Source organism: uncultured Pontibacter sp., from assembly GCF_947502515.1.
In the GTDB taxonomy this organism is placed as follows: Bacteria; Bacteroidota; Bacteroidia; order Cytophagales; family Hymenobacteraceae; genus Pontibacter.
In genome coordinates this window covers 897,533-920,878 of sequence record NZ_CANNAI010000001.1, presented here as the reverse complement: position 1 = coordinate 920,878, position 23,346 = coordinate 897,533, and the positions used below count along the sequence as shown (strand labels likewise).

The following is a 23,346-nucleotide window of genomic DNA, read 5'->3' as shown; positions in this document are numbered from 1 at the left end:
TCATGACCAGAAAAAATGTTCACCTGACCATCGGAGCTGTGTTCCTGCTTTACTTCCATACTTATGCGCAGGAGCAGGCTATTCCGGAAAGCCCAGAAAACTTTCGAAAGAACGCTATACTTGCGACTGTTGGTACTGTAGGGCTGATGGGTGCTTACAACCTACACTACGAACGGATGCTCCTGTCCAGCAGGAAGAGTTCGCTACAGGGCTTGTGGGCAAAAGCTGGAATTGGAGGTTGGGGCGTCTGGTCATCAGGAGGGCCCTACCAGTCGCTGATGATTGGCACCATGACAGGTAAGAATAACAGCCATTTTGAGCTCAATTTTGGGCTAGCCCGTATGGTCGACGAAAGCGCCTATGACAATGCAAGAGACATAAACGAATACCTTGGCGAGCCGCAGCCACCAAAATCAAACTACATACACATCAGGGCTGTTGGCACAGCGGGTTACAGATTCCAAAAGCCTACCAGTCGTTTCCTGTTTCGATGTGGCGCTGGCTATCCTGAAACCTTATATCTTGGAATAGGTGCAGCTTTTTAAACGGGAGAAAGGCTTTACTGCAGTCTCAAGAAAACAAAATCCCCTTCTGCTCTTATTGAACAGAAGGGGATTTTTAATGTTTTAGCGGGTGCTATATTACTATTACTCGCTTACTGACTCAGCCAGTACGATGATCTTGTTGTTCAGCACTTCTACCACACCACCATCCACGTTGTAGAACGTTTGTCCTTGTGCGGTAGTGATACGGATTCTGCCATTTTCGAGGGTGCTGATAAGGGGAGCGTGCGAGTCCAGTACTTCAAACGAACCGTTTGTGCCTGGAAACTGAGCAGCCTCTACCTCACCGGCAAAAACCTTCTTATCTGGTGTGATTATCTCTAAATACATCTTTATTAGTTAAGAGTTTAGAGTTAAGAGTTAAAAGTCACTGCTGGAAAACCAACTCTCAACTTTCAACTCTTAACTTTTAACTAATTATAAATTACTTAGCTTCGGCCATCATCTTCTCACCTTTCGCTACGGCGTCTTCAATGGTACCTACCAGGTTGAAGGCTGCCTCAGGCAGGTGATCGTACTTACCATCCATGATCTCGTTGAAGCCACGGATGGTGTCTTTGATGTCTACAAGTACACCAGCAAGGCCAGTGAACTGCTCGGCTACGTGGAAAGGCTGAGACAGGAAACGCTGCACACGGCGCGCTCTGTGTACCACCTGCTTATCTTCTTCAGAAAGTTCGTCCATACCAAGGATGGCGATGATGTCCTGAAGTTCTTTGTAACGCTGCAGGATCTCTTTCACACGCTGTGCTGTACCGTAGTGGTCATCACCAAGTACGTCGGCAGAAAGAATGCGTGACGTAGAGTCCAGTGGATCCACCGCAGGGTAGATACCAAGCTCGGCAATCTTACGGGAAAGTACTGTAGTAGCGTCCAAGTGAGCAAACGTTGTCGCTGGAGCCGGGTCAGTCAAGTCATCCGCAGGTACGTAAACGGCCTGTACAGATGTAATGGAACCACGCTTTGTAGACGTGATACGCTCTTGCATGGCACCCATCTCCGTTGCCAGCGTTGGCTGGTAACCTACCGCTGATGGCATACGACCAAGAAGGGCTGATACCTCAGAACCTGCCTGCGTAAAGCGGAAGATATTATCGATGAAGAAAAGGATATCACGACCAGCGCCAGTACCGTCACCGTCACGGAAGTTCTCAGCGATTGTAAGACCAGACAGGGCCACACGTGCACGCGCCCCAGGAGGCTCGTTCATCTGACCGAACACCAGCGTCGCCTGCGATTTCTCCAGTTCCGCCATGTCCACTTTAGACAGGTCCCATCCGCCAGCTTCCATAGAGTGCTTGAACTCGGCACCGTAACGGATAATGTCTGACTCGAGGAATTCGCGAAGCAAGTCATTTCCTTCGCGGGTACGCTCACCTACACCGGCAAACACTGACAGACCTGAATAGGCCTTGGCAATGTTGTTTACCAGCTCCATGATCAATACCGTTTTACCCACACCGGCACCACCGAACAGACCAATCTTACCACCTTTTACATAAGGGGCCAGCAGGTCGATTACTTTGATACCAGTATAAAGTATTTCAGAAGACGTTGCCAGTTCTTCGAAACGCGGCGCAGCGCGGTGAATTGGCAGACGGGTAGTAGTAGCAGGCTGAGGAATACCATCGATAGCCTCGCCAATTACGTTGAATAGACGACCATTGATAGCATCGCCAGTAGGCATCGTGATTGGGCCACCCAGGTCAGTTACCTGTGCACCACGGGTAAGGCCTTCGCTGGAGTCCATCGCAATGGTACGTACACGATCTTCGCCAAGGTGCTGCTGCACCTCTAGCACGATGCGTTGGCCGTTTTCTTTAATTACCTCAAGCGCATCGAGGATGTTTGGTAATTTTGCGTTTTCACCCGCAAAGCTAACGTCCACAACCGGACCGATAACCTGGGTAATTCTGCCAATATTCGCCATTTGACTTTTTATATTGATTAACTGTATAACGGAGTTATTTCAAGGCGCAAAACTAATGTATAAAAGGGACAATTCCACACAACACCCCAAAAAGTTTTAACTTACTCAAAATCAAAGTATAGCCTTCTTCTCCTGAACTTCCACAGGAAGGGACGGCCCTGGTATACAAAAAGGCACAGCCCTGCGCCAATCGCAGCACTATGCCTTCCAGCATCTATCACATCAGTTACCTCTCCCTTGCTCCATCAAAGCTCCTGAGAAAATTTCTTAATTGCGCTCTAACACCAGCTGCACCTCCTTCACCTGACCTGATTTCTCCTTTGTATTGGGCAGTGGGCTCACTCCCAGCAGTCTTATTTTATAAAGTGCAGCCCCTACCCTGACTACTGCCTCATCTTCAGGCTGGCTTCTACCGGCACAGTCCCCCAGGCACAAGGTGAGGGTTTCGCCTCTGTCATTTCCTACACCTATTACCAGGATCACTTCCACGCTGCCATAGGTAACACAAACCACATCGCTCGGACACCGGCCGTCGCGCACGTCTTCTACTTTGAGCTTAACAGTGGGTGCAGCCTCCAATCCGCTGTTGTTATAAAGAGCCGACTGCCCTTCTTTCAGCCTGATTTCCTGCCCTAAAACGACATTAACAGTTTCCAGGTCTTCTTTTGAACAGGAGAAGAAAAGGCTGACCAGCACAACAACAAACAGGGGTTTTCTCATAATATAGAGCTGAGATGTAATAAGTTGACCCAAATACAGGGAAGAGGGTTGCATACCAGGAGCAGTACTTCTGCATACCCGAACCAGCTCACTTAGCTTCTCTCTTCACTTTTAGTTTATAGTTTCTAATATTTGTTACCTCATGTTAAACCATTGTTCGTTGCTTCAGTCTATACCTTCCGAGCGGCTTATACCTGTTCACCTGATCTATTCAACCAAACTAACCTTTTCATGAAGAAAATTTACCTTCTCGCTATGCTGCTGATAGCGGGCATCAGTGTACAGGCACAGCAGTCTGGTACGCCGACCAAGGGGAATTACCAGCTGGCTTCCCGCTTCTCACCCAAAAAGCTGGAGAAACTTATCTTCACCACCAACCTAGACCCGCATTGGCTCAAGAACTCCGACCGCTTCTGGTACGAGTACGAAACCAGTAACGGCAAGAACTGGTACATCGTGGACCCAGCCACTAAATCTAAAAAGCTATTGCTCGACAATGCCAAGGTAGCCTCTGCCGTGACCATGATTGTGCAGGACCCTTTTGATGCGCAACACCTGCCTATCAAGAACCTGAAGTTCACTGAAGACGAGAAAAGCGTGCAGTTCGAGATCAAAAGCTCAATCGACCAGGTGAAGAAAGACCGACTGGACAAAAAAGCCGCTGACTCACTCGAGAAAAAGACATTTTACTTCCGCTATAACCTGGCTACCGGTCAGGTAGTGGAGCTAAAAGACTTTGAAAAGCCGAAGTCTAAGCCACGTTGGGCCTCTATCTCCCCTGACCAGCAGGTAGTGATTTACGCCAAAGAGCACAATCTCTACTGGATGGACAAAGCCAACTACGAGAAGGCACTGAAGAACGAAAAAGATTCCACCATTGTAGAGCACCAGCTCACCAAAGATGGTGTGGAGTACTATACCTACGGCGACTCACGTGGCGAAACAAACGTGGAGCGCGAGAAGAACAAGAAGAACCGCAAGCCAGCCTTTATTCTGTGGTCACCGGACTCTAAGCAGTTTGCCATGGTCCGCACTGACGAACGCAAAGTAAAGGACCTGTGGGTACTGCACCATACCGCTAATGGCCGCCCTGCACTTGAAACTTACAAGTACCAGATGCCAGGCGAGAAAGAGGCTCCTAAAAGAGAGCTGATGATTTTTGACTTTGCCAACAAGACGCAGAAACGCATTAATACTGCTGCTTTCAAAGACCAGGAGCTTTCTTTGTGGTCCGCTCCAGCCCTGCAGAAACAGCGTGACGATGAGCACCGCCCCAACCTGTGGCACGGCACCAAAGACAAGCTATACTTCACCCGTACCAGCCGCGACCTGAAAAAGATCGACGTTTGTGAGCTGGACATCGCTTCCGGCAAGGTAACACCTGTTATCGAAGAGCGCTTCAACACCTACATCGACATGAACCGCATCGGTTTGGTAAAGGGTGGCAACGAGATCATTCATTGGTCTGAGCGTGATGGCTGGGGACACTTCTACCTGTACGATGGCAAAGGCAACCTGAAAAACCGCATCACGAGTGGCTCTTTCCATGCAGAGGACCTGGTAGGTATAGATGAGAAGAACCGTGTGCTTTACTTCACAGCCAATGGTCGTGAAAACGGCGAAGACCCTTATCTGATGCACCTCTACCGCATCAACTTCGACGGCAGCGGCATGACGCTTCTTAACAAAGGCAACTTTGACAACAACATCAGCCTGAACGACAACAATACCTACTTTGTGAACACGGCTTCCCGCGTGAACACCGTACCAGTATCAGCACTGTACGACACGAAAGGCCGCAAGGTGATGGATCTGGAGAAAGCGGACCTGAGTCGCCTGATGACAACTGGCTATAAATTTCCGGAGCCGTTCATGGTGAAGGCAGACGATGGCATTACCGACATTTATGGTGTTATGTACAAACCGTTCGACTTTGACTCCACTAAGACCTACCCGATTATCGCTTACGTATACCCAGGCCCGCAGACAGAGGCTGTGAACAAGTCATTCGGCCGCAGCATGGACCGCATTGATCGTCTGGCGCAGCTGGGCTTTGTGGTAGTGACTGTAGGTAACCGCGGTGGTCACCCGGCCCGCTCTAAGTGGTACCATACCTTCGGTTACGGCAACCTGCGTGACTATGGCCTATCCGACAAGAAAGCCGCGATTGAGCAACTGGCAGATCGCCACCGTTTCATCGACATCGACCGTGTAGGTATAACTGGTCACTCCGGTGGTGGCTTTATGTCTACGGCGGCTATGCTGGTATACCCTGACTTCTTTAAGGTAGCGGTATCAGGAGCAGGTAACCACGAGAACAACATCTACAACCGCTGGTGGAGTGAAAAACACCACGGCGTGAAAGAGGTGGTTTCGCCTAAAGGTGACACGACCTTCGTGTACGCCATCGAGAAAAACCCGGACCTGGCTCAAAACCTGAAGGGGCACCTGATGCTGGCAACCGGCGACGTAGACAACAACGTGCACCCTGCTGGTACAATCCGCATGGCCAACGCGCTGATCAAAGCCAACAAGCGCTTCGACTTCGTGCTGCTGCCAGGACAGCGTCACGGCTTCGGCGACATGACCGAGTATTTCTTCTGGATGATGGGTGACTACTTCACCAAGCACCTGTTAGGCGACTTCTCACAGCCAGTAGATATCAAGGAGATTAACCGTGAGATTGAAAACGTGGGCAACAAACGACGAAATGGATTTCTAGCAGCCCCTGACGAAGAGTAGAATACAAATCCTGAAACATAGAACAGCCGCAGCGAGATGATTCTCACTGCGGCTGTTTCTTTATAAGGCTATACCTGCGACAGGTATATAGTTACAACTCACTAAAGATCGATCCTCAACACCCAGCGCCCCTGCTCCATTACAGTGAAGCGCACTTCGCGGTCGTAAGTAGCAGTACCCATTTGGTTAGATGCCCTGAACCGGACGGTGCCTTCGAAGGGAATCACCATGTTTTCGAAACCTACAAAATTCTGTGAAGTTAATTGATTTCCGCTGCTGCCAGCTAATTGCACGTCTTCCAGGTTGCGCAACACACGGCCTGACTGCATTACAATGACATCAATCATATTACCCTCCGCGCTTTGCTTGGACAATGAGGCCCGCTGCACATCCCGTTTGTAGGAGATCCTGGTCTTTTTAACAGTCGGGGCTTTCTTTTTCATTTTGGGGTCGTCCTCCCGCACATAGGCGACCTTCGTAGAGTCTTGCCCCTTCACAATAGTATCCTGAGAGGAGACCATCAATTCAGAAGTATTAAAAGAAGCACCCTCTCCCTTCAACGGAGCAGGTCCGGCACCACGTACGGCTTCAACACCTATAGCGGCACACAGTAACATGGGTAAAAGATAAACCTGTTTCATAGCAATGACTTAAAATGAACCACTGTTAATAACTGTGAACATAATACTTAAACGCATCATTACCAATAAGTAAGGTCATTATTTAGCAGACGGAGGTATACCAGTTGCAAACGCCTCTAAAAAGCCATCTCCGCCATGCGCAGCTTGCTAACAAACAGTGCATGGCGGAGATGGCCTGGTATTTTTAGAGTGGTTCTTAAATTTTAAAGAATCTGAGCCCAGATGGCCCGGAATAAGCGGAAGGCTAAAAATTTAAACATAATTGTAAGCGTAATCTTGTTTGATTGTTCTAAAGACAAACTCCTTATTCGTCAAAAGCACTACAAATGTTTCAGCATCTCGATCTGCTCGTCATTGAGCAGGATGTAGCGGTTGTTAAAAGGGTTGGCAAAGAACTTCTCTGCTATCACATATTCGCCCGAATTCAGTTTATGGATATTATAACTGAAAAGGCTGTTGGAACGCTCAATGATCAGCTCAGTACGGCTAAGGTCAAGCTCACGTCCGCAGGTAGTGGTAATGATGTCAGTAGTGACCGTCATGGTAGATGAATACATAATTGGAAGATTTAGCAAGGTTCTTTACGCAGGACTTGCCAGTTGGTGACACGCAAGGACCATAAAATCAGTTATATTTATCCACATTGGCACCCAGCCCTTTAAGCTATACCTTATTTAACATGACAAGGAGTGCTTCAACTTAATGCGTGACCTACTACATCTTCTGGCCGCTGCTTTGTTTGTATTACCCTGCATCTGCTATACCTGAAGGCCTGAATCCGGCAATGGAACAGAAAAAAATTCAGCTCCTGAAATTTTTTTAAGCTTGCGCCGGCTCTGCCCTGTAACTCAGGACTAGGCGAAGAAGTTAGTCAAATCTGGTAAAGAGCCACAGAATAAGACTGTGAATTTCACTCAATTAAGCACCAAATCAGCTCCTGTTCGCTCCTGCCAAAGCGAACTATCGGATGGCAAAAGCGTAACCAAAAAGCACTAGAACAAGGCGCTAAAGCAGATTTTGGACTATATTTTTCAAAAAAATTTGAGGCAAATGTTTGCAGTTTAAAATAGCCTGCCTATCTTTGCATCACTGAACGACGAAGGGGCTTCCACCCTGAAATCTAGTAGGTAGCTTGTCCGATGGTGTAACTGGCAACACGTCTGATTTTGGTTCAGAAGAGTCCAGGTTCGAAACCTGGTCGGACAACTTAAAAAGGCAACCCGCATCGCTGTGGGTTGCCTTTTTTGCTTTATACCCTCCTGCCTAACTAATTAAAAATCAGAAATATCAGGTAGCATATCTGCGGAATTTCGTAGCTTTGCAGGCATAATAACCTAAACCAAACCCTTCAAACATTTAGCATTATTATGCCACAGGTAAAAATTTTTGCTGGCTCCGCCTCCAAGTACTTAGCTGAAAAAATCGCAGCCGCTTACGGTACGCAACTCGGCGACCTTGAGCTTTTACGTTTTAGTGACGGGGAGATGGCACCACACTTCAATGAATCCGTTCGCGGTGCAGAAGTATTTCTGGTGCAGTCTACGTTTCCGCCAGCCGACAACCTGATGGAGCTTATGCTGATGGTAGATGCAGCCAAGCGTGCCTCAGCCCACAAAGTGATCGTGGTGATGCCTTACTACGGGTATGCCCGCCAGGATCGCAAAGACAAGCCCCGTGTTTCTATCGGCTCTAAAGTACTGGCCAACGCCATCCAGTCAGTAGGTGCTGACCGCCTGATGACATGCGACCTGCACGCCGGCCAGATCCAGGGCTTCTTCGATATTCCGGTTGATCACCTGGATGGTTCTGCCATCTTCGTGCCTTACCTGCGCAGCCTCAACTTGGGCAACGACCTCATCTTCGCTTCTCCTGACGTGGGGGGTGTGGTAAGAACAAGAGCCTTTGCCAAAAACTTCGGTGCTGAAATGGTTGTCTGCGACAAACACCGCAAACGCGCTAACGAGATTGCCTCTATGCAGGTGATCGGTGACGTGGAAGGTATGGACGTGGTGCTTGTGGACGACATGGTAGACACTGCCGGCACGATCACACAGGCAGCCAAACTCTTGAAAGACAAAGGTGCCAAGACAGTTCGCGCTATCGCCACGCACCCGGTACTGTCAGGACCGGCTTACGAGCGTATCGAGAACTCGGTACTGGAAGAACTCGTGGTTTCTGACACTATTCCGTTACGCCAGGACTGCTCCAAGATCAAAGTGCTTTCGTTCTCTGAGCTGTTCGCACGCGCCATCAACAACGTAGTGACACACGAGTCTATCAGCTCGCTGTTTATATAATATTGACTGTTAATTGCTGGTTGTTGATTGTTGTTCTCAATGATTAATAACCAGCAATTGTATTTAATAGTGGAGTAGGCCTTACAAAGGATATAGCGGTTGGTTTTTGAATTGATTGTAAAGTATAAGAAAAAAACAATCAACAATTTAACAATCAACGATTAAATCCATACCTTTGTGCCTTCAAAATTTTAACAAATTCATTTTTATGAAAACTTTAGAGATTATAGGGTTTAAAAGAGCAAATCTCGGTAAAGCGCAGACGAAAGAGCTGCGCAATGAGTCTTATGTACCAGGTGTATTGTATGGCGGTGCTGAGCAAGTTCACTTCTACGCCCCAGCTATCCTGTTCAGAGACTTAGTTTATTCTCCAGAAGTATACGAAGTTGATCTGAATATCGAAGGTACGCACTACAGAGCGATCCTTCAGGACGTACAGTTCCACCCAGTAAACGAAATGCTGCTTCACGTTGACTTCTTGCAGCTGCAAGAAGACAAAGAAGTAAAAATCGACGTTCCTGTTAAGTTCGTTGGTAACTCTCCTGGTGTAATGGTAGGTGGTAAATTGGTAACTAAGCTGCGTAAGCTGAAAATCAAGGCTCTTCCAGCTAACCTTCCGGATTATATCGAGGTGAACATCTCTGACCTGGAGCTTGGCAAGTCTATCAAAGTAAGCAAGATTGCGAAAGGTGACTACGAGATCCTGACCAACCCACTTGCTCCGGTAGCAACTGTTACGATTCCACGTGCTCTTAAGAGCGCACAGGCTGAAGAAGCTCGCGGCGGTAAGAAATAATTACTGTTGCTTCAAAAGCATTCAAGATCCTGTCCTGCTCCGAGCAGGGCAGGATTTTTTGTTTCTCCTGAATGGCTAAATGGTTTAATTACTAAATTGTTGCCTGCTACACCAGATATGCGGTCCATATCCTCTCACATTGGTGCACAGGCGTAAATTGGGTTTCCAGAATTTAAAACTGTAGCATTTAAAAATTTAACCATTGAGCAATTCACCTATTACAAAGCTAAAACAATGGCTGGGCCTTGGACAAGAGGCGGCAGCGAGCATTGAAGATACAAGTATGAAATACCTGATCGTGGGCCTTGGCAATATTGGCCCGGAATACGCGGAGACGCGACACAACATCGGTTTTATGGTGCTGGACTACCTGGCGCAGAAATTTGATGCAAAGTTTGACACAGGTCGTCACTCCTTCGTGACCGAGATCAAGAGTAAGGGCCGCACCTATGTGCTGGTGAAACCCACCACTTACATGAACCTGAGCGGCAAGGCCGTGAGTCACTGGCTCAGTAACCTGAAACTTACACCAGATCAGATGATGGTGATCACCGACGACATTGCCCTGCCCTTTGGGAAGCTGCGCATCCGCGCCAAAGGCAGTGCAGGCGGGCACAATGGCTTGAAGCACATTGAGCAGACCCTGGGCCACAACAACTACCCGCGTCTGCGCTTCGGTGTTGGCGACACTTTCCACAAGGGCAAGCAGGTGGATTATGTATTGAGCACGTTCAGTGACGATGAAAAGATCGACCTGCCAGGCATTATTGAAAAAGCAGCTGAGTCTGTGATCGCATTTGGCAGCATTGGGCTGGAGCGCACCATGAACCAGTATAACACCAAGTAAGCCCGCTACATGGTCGACTTCCTGCTGAGCCGCAAAACAGATTTTTACTTCTGGACAGGTATAGCATTAGGTATACTCACGATTGGCAATTTCGGAGTAGCCTATACCGAGGTCGACTATCCGCAGGATTTATTTCCAGCGACGTCGGTTATTCTGCTCTTGGTAGCTGGGACCCTGGCCATCTTCTACTTTCGGAGCCAAAGCAGAACGGATAGCCAACTGCAAGCAGGCTGCTTTGGCGGTATCGTCACGGCAATCGTGCTGTTCAATCTGGGCTATAACCTGCTTTGGGTAATTGTTTCCCTTATGGGTTAGCACAGTAAATAAATTAAGTAAAATCGAGGCATATCATGAAACGCCTGTTCCTTTTATACCGCAATGCTTTCGGAGGCCTCTCCCGTCCTGCCTGGATGATGTCGCTGGTGATGTTCATCAACCGGAGCGGGGCCATGGTAACGCCATTTCTGGCTGTATACCTGACCGAGGTGCTGGACTATTCGCTCAAGGAGGCAGGTATGATCCTGAGTATCTATGGGCTCGGCTCGGTATGCGGTTCCTTTTTGGGTGGTTGGCTTACAGACCGGGTGGGCCACTTCAAGGTACAGTTCCTGAGCCTGACGGTTGGGGGCAGTTTGTACTTCCTGTTGCTCAATCTGCGGGAGTTTGAGTACATGGCGGCTGGAGTGTTCATCCTCAGCCTGGTGAATGACACGCTGCGTCCTGCCAATTCAGTATCTATATCGTATTATGCCCGACCTGAGAATGTAACAAGAGCTTTCTCGCTCAACCGTATGGCGCTCAACCTGGGCTTTTCCATTGGGCCGGCACTGGGCGGGTTTCTGGCGGCTATCTCCTATCGGTGGCTGTTTATAGCAGATGGCATCACCTGTATTTCAGCAGGTATCTTCTTCTTCTTTTACTTCCGGAACCAGCAGGGGCATCGCCCGCAGCCAAGGAAGAAAGCTGAACAAACTGAACAGGCTATAAATGTCGAACGCTCGCCTTACCGGGACGTGCCTTTTCTGCTGTTCACCGTTTTGTGCTGCAGCTTCGCCGCCATCTTCTTTCAGTTTATCACCACCCTGCCACTTTATTACCGGCAGGTATACCAATTGTCTGAAACAGGTATAGGCAGCTTGTTGGCGTTCAACGGCTTTATCGTATTCATGCTGGAGATGATCGCCGTATACCTGATCGGTGACAAAGTGCGCAAATCAGTGCTGATCGTGACAGGCATGCTGATGCTAGGGTTCTCGTTTATACTGCTGAATCTGAACATGGAAGTAAGCACCCTGTATGTGGCCATGTTCTTACTGAGCCTGTCCGAGATACTGGCGATGCCGTTTATGGCCACGATTACGGTGGAGCGCTCTACGGAGAATAACTGGGGCTCCTATATGGGCCTGTATACCATTTCGTACGCTGCAGCGCATGTGGTAGCGCCATACCTGGGTACCACCATCGCCTCCAAGTATGGCTTTGACACCCTGTGGTGGAGTGTGGGCGGATTGGCTGTGATCACGGCGGTAGGATTTTACTTCGTGGTGCAGTACATGGAGCGGGAGCGGCTTCGCAAGCAACCGATTGTAGCTTCCGGGGAAGCGGGTGTGATGGTAGGATAAAACCCGAGTACAGGTATAAAGCAAAAGCCCTTGCCGATCGAAACAGGCAAGGGCTTTTTATGTGTTGGACAGGTATAGCTTAGCTCACCGTACCGCCATTTTTCACTTCTTTGCTTGGTTGCACAAAGGCAAGTGAACCATCGGCGTTCTCCGCCATCAAAATCATACCCTGGCTGGTAATGCCTTTGATCTCGCGCGGCGCCAGGTTCACCAGAATGCTCACCTGCTGCCCAATGATCTGCTCCGGGTTGAAGAATTCGGCGATGCCGCTCACCACGGTGCGCTGGTCTATACCTGTGTCAATCTTCAGTTTGAGCAGTTTTTTGGTCTTCGCCACTTTCTCGGCCTCTATGATCGTACCGATACGGATATCGATCTTGGTGAAGTCTTCAAAAGTGATATTCTCCTTAGCTGGCTCCACAACGGCATTGGCTGCTTCGTTGGCTTTCTTAGTATCAAGGAGTTTCTGTACCTGGGCATCCACAGCAGCGTCTTCGATTTTCTCGAACATCAGCTCCGGTTTACCGATCACGTGGCCAGCCGGCAGCAGATCAGCAGCACCGGCATCAGCCCATTTGCCTGGATTCATGCTCAGCATAGAGCGCAGTTTAGCAGCCGACTCTGGGAGGAAAGGCTCCATCAAAATGCCCAGACTGCCTGAGATCTGCAGCGCGATGTTCATGATGGTTTTCACGCGCTCCTCGTCTGTCTTAATCAGTTTCCAAGGCTCTGTGTCTGCCAGATACTTGTTACCCAGACGAGCCAGGTTCATTAGTTCGCTTAGGGCATCACGGAAGCGGTAGCGCTCAATATAAGTGGCAATCACCATCGGCATACCTTCCAGCACACCCAGCACCTCTTTGTCGTAGTCCTGCAGCTCGCCACGGGCTGGCACTTCGCCGTTGTAGTACTTTTGGGTCAGCACCACAGCGCGGTTAATAAAGTTGCCCAGAATGGCTAACAATTCGTTGTTGTTACGGGCCTGGTAGTCTTTCCACGTGAAATCGTTGTCCTTGCTCTCCGGTGCGTTGGCGCACAAGGTATAGCGCAGCACATCACCTTTGCCCGGGAACTCCTCCAGGTATTCATGTAGCCACACCGCCCAGTTGCGGGAAGTGGAGATCTTGTCGCCTTCCAGGTTCAGGAACTCGTTGGCCGGCACGTTGTCAGGCAACACGTAGTCGCCATGTGCTTTGAGCATGCTCGGGAAGATGATGCAATGGAATACAATGTTGTCTTTGCCGATAAAGTGCACCAGCTTCGACTCCGGGTCTTTCCAGTATTTCTCCCAGTCTGGCGTCAGGTCTTTGGTGGCAGAGATGTAACCGATCGGTGCATCAAACCACACGTAAAGCACTTTGCCTTCGGCACCTTCTACTGGCACGGGCACGCCCCAGTTGAGGTCGCGGGTAACGGCACGCGGCTGCAGTCCCTGGTCGATCCAGCTTTTGCACTGGCCGTACACGTTCGGCTTCCAGTCGCCTTTGTGGCCTTCCACGATCCATTCGCGCAGCCAAGGCTCGTACTCGTTCAGCGGCAGGTACCAGTGTTTAGTCTCGCGCATTACCGGTACGGCACCGCTCAGCGTACTTTTCGGGTTGATCAGGTCAGTGGCATTAAGGGAAGTACCGCAGCTCTCGCACTGGTCACCGTAGGCGTTCTCGTTGCCGCACTTCGGACAGGTTCCCACAATGTAGCGGTCAGCCAGGAATTGCTGCGCCTTCTCATCGTAGTACTGCTGCGTGGTCTGCTCTATGAACTTACCGTCGTTATACAGTTTCTTGAAGAAGTCAGAAGCCGTTTCGTGGTGCGTCTGCGAAGAGGTGCGGGAGTAGATATCGAAGGACACGTTAAAATCCTCGAACGACTTCTTGATCAGTTCGTGGTACTTGTCCACGGCCTGCTGCGGCGTAATGCCCTCTTTCTTGGCGCGGATCGTGATCGGCACCCCGTGCTCGTCGGAGCCGCAGATGAATTTCACATCTCTGTCCTGCGAGCGCAGGTAGCGCACATAGATGTCAGCCGGCAGGTATACGCCCGCCAGGTGACCGATGTGCACCGGACCGTTGGCGTAAGGCAACGCTGCCGTTACAGTATATCGTTTATAGTTTTCAGCCATAGTCTTCGTAAAAACGCAAATATACAAATACCGGCCGGATTGATAGGCTACACTGTCCCTATTCCAAAAAAATGGCAGGTATAAACTGACTAGCCCTTCACTTTTACGTAAACGGTAAACCGGCTATACCTGTATCATCAAGAACCCAATCACCTGAAGTATATGAAGAACAAAGATAATTTTCACGAAAAGAAAAATGACAGCGTCCATCTGGGCGAGGACAAGGACAGAAATAAAGTAAGCAAGAACCCTGCTCCCAAAGGCACTGACCGTGAGTCGGAGAACACACCACCCGGTAATGAAGTTTATGTAGACCTGGAGCCAGACGAACTGCACCTGGCCGATGAGGAAGATGAAGTGGAGGACGTAAGCGACCTGCGCAACAAAGACAAGGATAAAGACAAAAAGAATAAATAAACAAGAAGCGCTGCCTGGAAGGGCAGCGCTTCTTGTTTATACCTTAGTTATTATTACCGACTGGCGGCCTGGTAGGAAGTATACGCAGGACACGGTGCCGTGTGGAATCCACTGGGGCATGGGGCAGTTGTTGCGGCCTTACTTCGGGAGGCAGGTTAACCGGTGCATTCCGATCGTACTCTTCAATGTTGCGCTTGCGATTTATGTCGCTTGCCTGCTCATACATTTGCCTACGTACCGGATCACCTTCGCTAACTCTGACCCGCTGCGTATGACCAGGATCAGGCGCTAAAGCACCTCCTCCTCCTTCCGATAGCGAGGTACAGCTCATAGCCCCCAGCAGCACGATGCCCCCTATCCAGCTTCTATACCTTTTCATCTTGTTTCGTCTTAAAATAGTAAAATAAAGATGTCCGTTAAAACACCTTATACTATGTATACGGATGAAAAAGTATAAAAGAACGTACTCTTAATTATTATCCTTCAGGTTCTGCTGCCCGACCTGCGTGAGCATCAGCCCCTCAGGTGCCGGCGTTACCCAGGCGAGCTTGGCCAGATGGTGCTCGGCCTCTTTCTGCACATCTTTGTATTTAGGGTAGCGTTCCTGCAGGTATGGGTATAACTCCTGGTATGACAGCACGCTGCCAGCTTCTATGTTATGTTCCCTGAAGGCACCCATGATGCACTGCGCCACATTTTCTATATTATCCGCTTCGGAGTGTAGTTTGTTCATGTCTGTTTTCTCGTTAGTGTTGGATAGAAAATACGGGGTAAGAGAGTTAAGAGTTAAAGAGTTTGAGAGTTATGAGTTTGGGATGGTTGAAGGGCTAAATTGTTAAATGGTTAAATTGTTGGATGATTAAAGAGATTTGTAGGTACAGATCACGATCATTCCGAATCGTGCATTAGAACCCCCGCTGAGAGCAGAGGCAGGTTGACCGATCGCGGACAACTGCCTAACCATCAACAATTTAATAATTCAACCTACTCCCCTTTCTTAAACCCTAACGCTACCGAGTTGAGGCAGTAACGCAGTCCGGTTGGCTTAGGCCCGTCGTCGAATACATGGCCCAGGTGTCCGCCACAGCGACCACAGACAACTTCAGTGCGCACCATGCCCATGCTACGGTCAGCTACTTCACGCACATTTTTGCTGGAGATCGGTTTAAAGAAACTTGGCCAGCCGGTGCCGGAGTCGAACTTGGTGTCAGAGGTGAATACTTCATTTCCGCAGGCAGCACAGGTATAGACGCCTTTTTCTTTGTGATCATTGTACTTGCCGCTAAAGGCCCGTTCTGTTCCTTTCTTGCGCAGTACATAGTATTGCTCAGGCGTAAGTTGCTTTTTCCACTCCGCTTCGGTTTTGTTGATCTCGTAGGTTTGCTTTGAATTCTTTGTGTTGCCGTTTTGGGTGGCACTTACATCCTCCGATCCTACAACAATGGCTTCAGAATCGGTGATCGGCTGGTCCTGTTGTCCGCAGGCAGATAGGCTCAGCAGCAACAGCAAGGTATAGATATAAAACATTTTCATACAGTTGTTTACGTAGTACAAGAGCAAAAAACAGGCCTCTTTTGATTATTTTATACCTAATTGAACAAAGCCAGCACACATAATGTTTGCTCCATAACCTTAGTCATCGTGCTGAGAGAGAAGATTTAATAATTACCTAACCTGTTTATTTCGAGCGGACTACTATAAATGCGAAGGCTTTTTCATACCTTTGCACCTCGAAAAATCAATTCAATGCAAAATATTCGAAATATCGCGATTATCGCACACGTAGACCACGGCAAGACAACGCTCGTGGACAAGATCATCCACGCTTCAAAGCTATTTGCTGACCACCAGCACTTTGACGACCTCATTCTGGACAACAATGACCTGGAGCGCGAGCGCGGTATCACGATCGTTTCCAAGAACGTATCGGTTCGTTACAAGGATGTTAAGATCAACATCATCGACACACCTGGTCACGCCGACTTCGGCGGTGAGGTAGAGCGTGTACTCAAGATGGCTGATGGTGTACTCCTTTTGGTGGATGCCTTCGAAGGTGCCATGCCACAAACACGTTTCGTATTGGGCAAAGCAATTCAGCTTGGCCTGAAGCCGATCGTAGTAGTAAACAAAGTAGACAAAGAAAACTGCCGTCCTGATGAAGTGCACGAGCAGGTGTTCGACCTGATGTTCAACCTGGAGGCTACAGAAGACCAGTTGGACTTCACGACGCTGTACGGTTCTTCGAAGCAGGGTTGGATGAGCACTGACTGGACGCAGCCAACTGATAACATCACGCCACTGCTGGATGCTATCATCGATGTGATCCCTGCCGCTCCATTCCGTGAAGGAACGCCACAAATGCAGATCACTTCGCTTGACTACTCTTCTTTTGTAGGTCGTATCGCTATCGGTCGTGTGCACCGTGGTACGCTCAAAGAAGGTATGCCGATTAGCTTGATGAAGGCAGATGGCAGCATTAAGAAAGGTCGTATCAAAGAACTTCAGGTTTTTGAAGGCCTTGGCAAGAAAACGGTACAGGAAGTATCTGCCGGTGAGATTTGCGCTGTGACAGGTATAGAGGGCTTCGACATTGGTGATACTATCGCTGATGCAGAGAACCCAGAGGCAATGGAGCGTATCTCTATTGACGAGCCTACCATGAACATGCTTTTCACGATCAACAACTCTCCTTTCTTCGGTAAAGAGGGCAAGTTCGTGACGTCGCGCCACCTGCGTGACCGCCTGTTCAAAGAAACTGAGAAAAACCTGGCCCTGCGCGTACAGGAAACCGACCGTGAAGATACCTTCCTGGTATTTGGTCGCGGTATCCTGCACTTGTCAGTTCTGATCGAAACGATGCGTCGTGAAGGTTACGAACTGCAGGTTGGTCAGCCACAGGTAATCTATAAAGAAATAGACGGCCAGCGCCATGAACCAATCGAGCACCTGGTAGTAGACGTGCCTGAAGAAACTGCTGGTAAGGTAATCGAGCTGGTATCGATGCGTAAAGGTGAACTGACGATCATGGAGCCAAAAGGCGACCTACAGCACCTGGAGTTCAACATCCCAGCCCGCGGTCTGATCGGCCTGCGTAACAACGTGCTAACGGCCACTGCTGGTGAGGCGATCATGAACCACCGCTTCCTGGCCTACGAGCCGTACAAAGGTGCTATACCTGGCCGTAACAACGGTTCTATCATCTCAATGGAAACAGGTCCTGGTACTGCTTACTCTATCGACAAACTGCAGGACAGAGGTGTATTCTTCGTTGATCCGGGAGTAGATGTATACATGGGTCAGGTAATCGGTGAGCACAACCGCCAGAACGATATCACGGTGAACATCCAGAAGGGCAAGAAGCTGACGAACATGCGTGCTTCTGGTTCTGACGACAACACCAAGATCGCTCCTGCTAAGAACTTCTCGCTGGAAGAAGCCATGGAATACATCCAGAAGGATGAGTACCTGGAAGTAACGCCAAAGAGCCTGCGTATGCGTAAAATTTACCTCGACGAGAACGAGCGTAACCGCATGAGCAAGAAAGAAGAAGTAGCGTAGGTATAGCCTATCCTCAATAATTAAAGCCCCGACCGGTATATCTGGTCGGGGCTTTTTGTTTTAGATATTTGTAAAGCATTAAGTTCAAGGCACATTGACTATACGAAAGCAACTGAGCTCTACCAGACACAGAATAGCCATACCTGCTTTGGCATGCCGTACCTTATACCATCTAAATCAAACTTGATGAGGAAATTACTCTTTTTACTATCCCTAGCTAGCTGCACTTTCTTAGCAAATGCTCATACGACATTGTCTGAAGGCCATAAAAAATCCATTTTTATTGAAGGCTTTGGGCAGGGGCTGCATGCATATGTGAACTATGACAAACGGACCATTATCTTCAACATCACTTCAGCTACACACATTTGCTTCCCTGATAGAAACTAGTCTCAGTACGCTAGTACCTGATGTAGTGATTAACTAAACGCCCGATGATTTCAACGCAGTAAAAAACACAAGATTAAATCCGAGAACAGAGCTTTCAGAGAAAGAGACAAAAGACAGATAGTCCACAAAAGTATGCCATCCTGATAGCATGCTTTTGTACTAAAATCTGGTTTGCACCATATATCATTCGTCTGCCTGTAAACATTAACGCTGAATTACGTTAGATAGGCAGATAAATTTGATAACATACTCTGCATGAAAAGCTACTACCTGCACGTTTTATCACTCACGTGCATTGTTCTATTTTCTTCGGGTTGTGCCCGCAAGAATTTCTTCGCTAAAACACCCGTTGTTGACCAGGACCGCTATCAGCAGCTGAAGGCTGCTTCCCCTACTGATGTAGACAGTGTAACCGTGATGGCTGGCCAGCACTACAAGCGCACTGGATTTCACAATTTCTTCTGGGGCAAGCATTACCGCGACGTATGGGCCACTCCCGTTAATGTTAAGGTGTTTGATATGAAAACAGCCAAGGGCGGGCTCTCCATCGAAAAGCTCGGGGGAGGTATGCAGACTACAAGCCTTACCTTGATAGATGACAATGGCTTTACCTACGCCCTGCGTTCCCTGGACAAAGACCCGGCCGGTATACTACCCAAGTTCTGGCGCAATACTTTTGTTGCTGACGTGCTCCGCGACCAGACCTCAGCCATAAACCCCTATGCAGCTATTGTGCTGCCTACCATGGCAGAGGCGGCAGGTATAGCACACTCCAAGCCCGAATTGGTTTATGTGCTTCCCAACGATACTACTTTCGGCGAGTATAGTGACCGGTTTCAGGATGGCGTGTTTATGATCGAGGAAAAATATGACAGTGACCGTACAATTACGCCCATGCTTGGCGATGCGACTGATATTGCCGGCTCCAAAAAGATGCTGAGAAAGCGGTTCGGAGACGATGATCACTTTATCGATCAGCGCGAATTTGCACGTGCCCGACTTTTCGACCTGTTTATCAACGACTGGGACCGCCACGCAGGCCAGTGGGAATGGGCAGTATATGACGATGGCAATAACAAGCACTACCGGGCTATTCCGAAAGACCGTGACAATGCCTTCTTTAAGTTTGATGACGGTGTCATCACCTGGTTGTTTAGCCGCAAGTGGGCCATACGTAAGTTCGAGTCCTTCGACCCAAAGTATAAGGATGTGTATGCCCTGATGATGAATGCTACCTTCATCGACAGCCGCGGTCTAAATGAACTTACTCTACAGGACTATCAAGACCTGGCTACTGAGCTGCAGGCCGCATTAACGGATGAGGTAATCGAAAGAGCTGTCAGGCAGTTCCCGCCCAAGGTATACGCACAGATCGGGGAGCAAACCATTCGCACCCTAAAGAGTCGTCGCGACCTGTTACCCCAGGCTGCGAGGGAGTTTTACATGCACCTTGCCAAAGATCCGCTTGTGGTAGGCACTGACAAGGAGGAACGCTTTGAAGTAGAGCGCCTGAACGACGAAGAAACATCTGTAAAAGTGACACGCTTGTCAGACGACAAGCAGGTATACTACCGAGTATTCAAGCGCAGCGAAACAAAGCAAATCTCGCTGTACGGTCTGGCTGAGGATGATGAGTTTGAGGTGAGTGGCGAAGTGAATAAGGGCATCCGTGTAGTGATTGTGGGTGGCCGCGGTGAAGATGAAATAAAGGACAAATCGCGGGTGAACAGCTGGCGCCGGAAAACAATTGTGTATGACACCAAACGTGGCAACGAAATAGAATTTGGACCTGAGACTGTAGACAAAACCACCCGCGATGTGAGAGTACACGCTTTTGACAGGGAAGGGAACAAATAAGTAAACCAGCACCACCAGCCCACGAACTTACCAACACCCATGCGCCCCTCCTACTACCGGTTACCATTCCTGATCAGTCTATTATCTGCGATGCTTGTGAGCGGCTGCATCGGCAACAAGTATACGCATAGCCTGCAGCAGGTTCCACCCCCGTCTCAATCAACAGCAGGTATACCTGACTACAGTGATAGCACCGTGACAGTAGCTGTGGGCGAACACTACGGTCGCAGCCGCCTGCACACGTTCTTCTATGGCAAGCACTACCGCCCCGCCTGGACTGTTCCTGTCTCTTTCCGTGTGCTCGATCTGGGCACTGAAAAAGGTGGCCTGACACCAACACAGCAAGGTGGTAGCCGACAAACGATGAACCTTCGCCTCGAGAACCCGGAGGGTAAAGAGTACGTGCTCCGCTCTGTTGACAAAGACCCCGCCACTGCCCTGCCCGAAAGGTGGCAGCAAAGCTATGCGGCTAACATCATACGGGATGCCACTTCAGCTACGCACCCTTATGCCGCTCTCGTGCTGCCACCCATGGCCGAGGCCATTGGCATACACCACACGAAGCCAGAACTGGTCTACATACCGCACGACCCCAGACTAGGTGATTACCTAGAAAACTTCGGCGGCATGGTTGCCCTGTTTGAGATCAGACCTGATGATGACCTATCTGATGAGCCAGGTATGGGAAGCTCTGAGAATATTAAAAGCACCAGAGCCATGCTCAAGGACCGCTTTTTTGAGAACAACAGTGATATAGACGCCCGATACTACCTGCGGACCCGCCTATTCGACATGCTGATCGGTGACTGGAGCCGACACGAAGACAACTGGCGCTGGGCGCAGTATAAGCAGGACGGCGTAAAGGTATACCAGGCCGTGCCCCGTGACCGTGACAATGTGTTTTATAAGCTCAATGATGCGATCATTCCCTGGCTCTTTATGCGCACTGGTCTTAAGAAGCACTTTCAGACTTACAGCAATAACCTGACAAACCTGGATGACCTGAACAGAAGCGGCCGCAACCTGGATGAAACCATACTCGCCAGCCTCACTTACCAGGACTGGACAGAAGTAGCCGACAGCGTCAGTAGTGCGCTAACAGATGAAGTGATCGAGCAGTCTTTCCGGCAAATGCCCGACACCATTTACCAACTCACAGCGTCTCCCATTATGAACCAACTAAAGTCCCGCCGGGACAAGCTGGGCAAATCAGTTCAAAAATATTACAAGAGTTTACTGAGGGAAGCCGTTGTGGTTGGATCTGACAAGCACGAGCGCTTTGAAATAGAGGTGCTGTCTGCAAACGAAGTGCGGGTACAGGTATACAAGATCAAGAAAGATGGCGAAGAACGAAGACAGCTCTTTGACCGGATATTTCAGGCCAAGGATACAAAAGAGATACACCTGTACGGCCTCAACGGCAATGACGAGTTTGTAGTGAAAGGTGAAGTGCGGCCTAAGATAAAAATCAGGATATGGGGCGGCGCCGGGGAAGATAGCTATACCGTAAAAGGAAGCAAGCCCATGGCCCGTCGCATTAGGATAGAGGACACGGAATACCGCAACACTTATGACCTGAGCAAAGGTACCCGCCAAAAAACAGAGCAGAGCCCTGCCGCTAATCAGTTTGACGCAGAGGGATGGCTGTTGCGCTATTACCTTGACTAGCAGATAACTGGGCACAAAAAAAGGAGCCGGCTAGGTATAGCCGGCTCCTTTTTTTGTGTCTTATAGATTAATCTTCCTTACCTGTTTTGTTTTGGGATCCCTGGCCTCCGCCACCACTGCCGCTTCGGCTACCGGTACGGTTATCTTTGTCTTTGGCTCCCCAGGCTCCCTGGCCCTGCTGCTGGCTAGCCGTAGCCTTTGTGCCATCCGTGCCCAGGTCTACTGCTCCTTTGTGGTTTGCCTCATTTGAAAACTCGTCTGGTATTGGCTGCGAGTTCGCGTTGCTGTCAGGTTTCTGTCTGTTTTGGTTATCTTTGTTATTAGCCATATCTCTTCTGTTTTTCTTCAACTCAGGTCCGCAACTCTTACGGACGTTTCCCTTGTAGGTACGATTGTCCGCAAGGGCGGGTTGTCGAAGAAGAGGGCTACAGCTGCTTGTTCAGCACCGTGGCAGATGCCTGTGCAGCCGGTAAGATCAGCACTTCCGCGATGTTCACATGGGCAGGGCGCGTCACCATAAAGGTGATCAGGTCAGCAATATCATCTGCACGAAGTGGCTCATAGCCCTGGTAAACACCGGCAGCACGTTCTCTGTCGCCTTTAAAGCGCACCTCAGAGAACTCCGTCTCTACCAGGCCTGGGTTCACCTCCGATACTTTTATACCTTCCTGTATCAGGTCAATGCGCATTCCTTTGGAGATGGCGTCTACCGCAAATTTAGAAGCACAGTATACGTTGCCATTGGCATACACCTCTTTGCCAGCAATAGACCCAATGTTGATGATATGGCCCTTTTTGCGGTTGAGCATCAGGGGGAGCACAGCGTGTGTGACATAGAGCAGCCCCTTCACATTGATATCGAGCATGGCGTCCCAGTCGGCTATGTTGCCGCTCTGTACCGGCGCCAGACCGTGGGCATTACCGGCATTGTTTACCAGCACGTCTATACCTTTCCAGTCGGCAGGCAGGCTACTGATAGCCTCTTGCACGGCCTCACGGTCGCGCACATCAAAAGCTAGCGTATGCACCGGCACCTCCGTGATCTGCTCTTTTAGCTCTTGCAGGCGCTCTGCCCTACGACCAGTTGCAATAATGTGATAGCCTGCTTTGGCCAAAGCAAACGCCGTAGCGCGGCCTATACCTGATGTAGCTCCTGTTACAAGTGCAATGCGTGCCATG

General features: G+C 49.4%; 22 protein-coding genes and 1 tRNA gene. 12 read left to right on the top strand and 11 right to left on the bottom strand.

Features of this window, described 5'->3' with window-relative positions:
• The first annotated feature begins 2 nt into the window (after positions 1 to 2).
• A complete protein-coding gene (locus Q1A54_RS04320; RefSeq protein ID WP_299985311.1) occupies positions 3 to 545 on the top strand; it encodes a hypothetical protein in 543 nt (180 codons plus the stop codon).
• 102 nt (positions 546 to 647) lie between these two features.
• On the opposite strand, the gene atpC is transcribed toward Q1A54_RS04320, so the two are convergent.
• From atpC to Q1A54_RS04305, 3 genes are all read right to left on the bottom strand, one after another.
• Positions 648 to 893, bottom strand: coding sequence for an ATP synthase F1 subunit epsilon (gene atpC, locus Q1A54_RS04315; RefSeq protein ID WP_007657491.1), 246 nt, complete (start codon positions 891 to 893; stop codon positions 648 to 650).
• A 94-nt stretch (positions 894 to 987) separates the two neighbouring features.
• On the bottom strand, positions 988 to 2,493 hold the full coding sequence (gene atpD, locus Q1A54_RS04310) for a F0F1 ATP synthase subunit beta (RefSeq protein ID WP_076420409.1): 1,506 nt from the start codon (positions 2,491 to 2,493) through the stop codon (positions 988 to 990).
• 267 nt (positions 2,494 to 2,760) lie between these two features.
• The gene (locus Q1A54_RS04305) at positions 2,761 to 3,213 is read right to left on the bottom strand and encodes a hypothetical protein (RefSeq protein ID WP_299985306.1); all 453 of its coding nucleotides are present in this window, start codon (positions 3,211 to 3,213) and stop codon (positions 2,761 to 2,763) included.
• A 231-nt stretch (positions 3,214 to 3,444) separates the two neighbouring features.
• Between Q1A54_RS04305 and Q1A54_RS04300 the strand changes: the two genes are divergently transcribed.
• Complete coding sequence (locus tag Q1A54_RS04300; protein ID WP_299985304.1) at positions 3,445 to 5,955, top strand: DPP IV N-terminal domain-containing protein; 2,511 nt, start codon at positions 3,445 to 3,447, stop codon at positions 5,953 to 5,955.
• Positions 5,956 to 6,056: 101 nt separating this feature from the next.
• Here Q1A54_RS04300 and Q1A54_RS04295 read toward each other — a convergent pair whose 3' ends face one another.
• The gene (locus Q1A54_RS04295) at positions 6,057 to 6,572 is read right to left on the bottom strand and encodes a hypothetical protein (RefSeq protein WP_299985302.1); all 516 of its coding nucleotides are present in this window, start codon (positions 6,570 to 6,572) and stop codon (positions 6,057 to 6,059) included.
• A 344-nt stretch (positions 6,573 to 6,916) separates the two neighbouring features.
• Positions 6,917 to 7,153, bottom strand: a complete 237-nt coding sequence (locus Q1A54_RS04290) for a hypothetical protein (protein WP_196114476.1) — start codon at positions 7,151 to 7,153, stop codon at positions 6,917 to 6,919.
• 576 nt (positions 7,154 to 7,729) lie between these two features.
• Here Q1A54_RS04290 and Q1A54_RS04285 point away from each other — a divergent pair.
• The 6 genes from Q1A54_RS04285 (at position 7,730) to Q1A54_RS04260 (ending at position 12,158) form a co-directional block, all read left to right on the top strand.
• A tRNA-Gln gene (locus Q1A54_RS04285) sits at positions 7,730 to 7,802 on the top strand.
• A gap of 161 nt (positions 7,803 to 7,963) precedes the next feature.
• The gene (locus tag Q1A54_RS04280; RefSeq protein ID WP_007657501.1) at positions 7,964 to 8,893 is read left to right on the top strand and encodes a ribose-phosphate pyrophosphokinase; all 930 of its coding nucleotides are present in this window, start codon (positions 7,964 to 7,966) and stop codon (positions 8,891 to 8,893) included.
• Between the two features lie 208 nt (positions 8,894 to 9,101).
• Positions 9,102 to 9,689 (top strand): 50S ribosomal protein L25/general stress protein Ctc, encoded by a 588-nt coding sequence (locus Q1A54_RS04275; protein ID WP_196114475.1) that lies wholly within the window; start codon positions 9,102 to 9,104, stop codon positions 9,687 to 9,689.
• A 283-nt stretch (positions 9,690 to 9,972) separates the two neighbouring features.
• The gene (gene pth, locus Q1A54_RS04270; RefSeq protein ID WP_196114474.1) at positions 9,973 to 10,536 is read left to right on the top strand and encodes an aminoacyl-tRNA hydrolase; all 564 of its coding nucleotides are present in this window, start codon (positions 9,973 to 9,975) and stop codon (positions 10,534 to 10,536) included.
• 9 nt (positions 10,537 to 10,545) lie between these two features.
• Positions 10,546 to 10,851, top strand: coding sequence for a hypothetical protein (locus Q1A54_RS04265; protein ID WP_299985297.1), 306 nt, complete (start codon positions 10,546 to 10,548; stop codon positions 10,849 to 10,851).
• A 35-nt stretch (positions 10,852 to 10,886) separates the two neighbouring features.
• A complete protein-coding gene (locus Q1A54_RS04260; RefSeq protein WP_299985295.1) occupies positions 10,887 to 12,158 on the top strand; it encodes an MFS transporter in 1,272 nt (423 codons plus the stop codon).
• Positions 12,159 to 12,237: 79 nt separating this feature from the next.
• Here the strand turns inward: Q1A54_RS04260 and metG are convergent, their stop codons facing one another.
• Positions 12,238 to 14,277 carry a methionine--tRNA ligase gene (gene metG / locus Q1A54_RS04255; RefSeq protein ID WP_299985293.1) on the bottom strand — a complete coding sequence of 680 codons (2,040 nt, stop codon included), beginning with the start codon at positions 14,275 to 14,277 and terminating at the stop codon, positions 12,238 to 12,240.
• 162 nt (positions 14,278 to 14,439) lie between these two features.
• Here metG and Q1A54_RS04250 point away from each other — a divergent pair, with 162 nt between their 5' ends.
• Positions 14,440 to 14,694, top strand: a complete 255-nt coding sequence (locus Q1A54_RS04250) for a hypothetical protein (protein ID WP_299985291.1) — start codon at positions 14,440 to 14,442, stop codon at positions 14,692 to 14,694.
• A gap of 43 nt (positions 14,695 to 14,737) precedes the next feature.
• On the opposite strand, the gene Q1A54_RS04245 is transcribed toward Q1A54_RS04250, so the two are convergent.
• The 3 genes from Q1A54_RS04245 to msrB form a co-directional block, all read right to left on the bottom strand.
• The gene (locus Q1A54_RS04245) at positions 14,738 to 15,073 is read right to left on the bottom strand and encodes a hypothetical protein (protein ID WP_299985289.1); all 336 of its coding nucleotides are present in this window, start codon (positions 15,071 to 15,073) and stop codon (positions 14,738 to 14,740) included.
• Between the two features lie 90 nt (positions 15,074 to 15,163).
• A complete protein-coding gene (locus tag Q1A54_RS04240; protein ID WP_230391930.1) occupies positions 15,164 to 15,427 on the bottom strand; it encodes a hypothetical protein in 264 nt (87 codons plus the stop codon).
• 251 nt (positions 15,428 to 15,678) lie between these two features.
• Entirely contained in the window at positions 15,679 to 16,227 is a 549-nt protein-coding gene (msrB, locus tag Q1A54_RS04235) for a peptide-methionine (R)-S-oxide reductase MsrB (RefSeq protein ID WP_299985287.1), read from the bottom strand.
• Between the two features lie 213 nt (positions 16,228 to 16,440).
• On the opposite strand from msrB, the gene typA reads away from it, so the two are divergent.
• From typA to Q1A54_RS04220, 3 genes are all read left to right on the top strand, one after another.
• Positions 16,441 to 18,252 carry a translational GTPase TypA gene (gene typA / locus Q1A54_RS04230; protein WP_196114467.1) on the top strand — a complete coding sequence of 604 codons (1,812 nt, stop codon included), beginning with the start codon at positions 16,441 to 16,443 and terminating at the stop codon, positions 18,250 to 18,252.
• Between the two features lie 645 nt (positions 18,253 to 18,897).
• Positions 18,898 to 20,499 (top strand): hypothetical protein, encoded by a 1,602-nt coding sequence (locus tag Q1A54_RS04225; protein ID WP_299985284.1) that lies wholly within the window; start codon positions 18,898 to 18,900, stop codon positions 20,497 to 20,499.
• Positions 20,500 to 20,538: 39 nt separating this feature from the next.
• On the top strand, positions 20,539 to 22,167 hold the full coding sequence (locus Q1A54_RS04220) for a hypothetical protein (RefSeq protein ID WP_299985282.1): 1,629 nt from the start codon (positions 20,539 to 20,541) through the stop codon (positions 22,165 to 22,167).
• 67 nt (positions 22,168 to 22,234) lie between these two features.
• On the opposite strand, the gene Q1A54_RS04215 is transcribed toward Q1A54_RS04220, so the two are convergent.
• A complete protein-coding gene (locus Q1A54_RS04215) occupies positions 22,235 to 22,495 on the bottom strand; it encodes a hypothetical protein (RefSeq protein WP_299985280.1) in 261 nt (86 codons plus the stop codon).
• A 97-nt stretch (positions 22,496 to 22,592) separates the two neighbouring features.
• A complete protein-coding gene (locus Q1A54_RS04210; RefSeq protein ID WP_196114462.1) occupies positions 22,593 to 23,345 on the bottom strand; it encodes an SDR family NAD(P)-dependent oxidoreductase in 753 nt (250 codons plus the stop codon).
• Position 23,346: the final 1 nt, after the last annotated feature.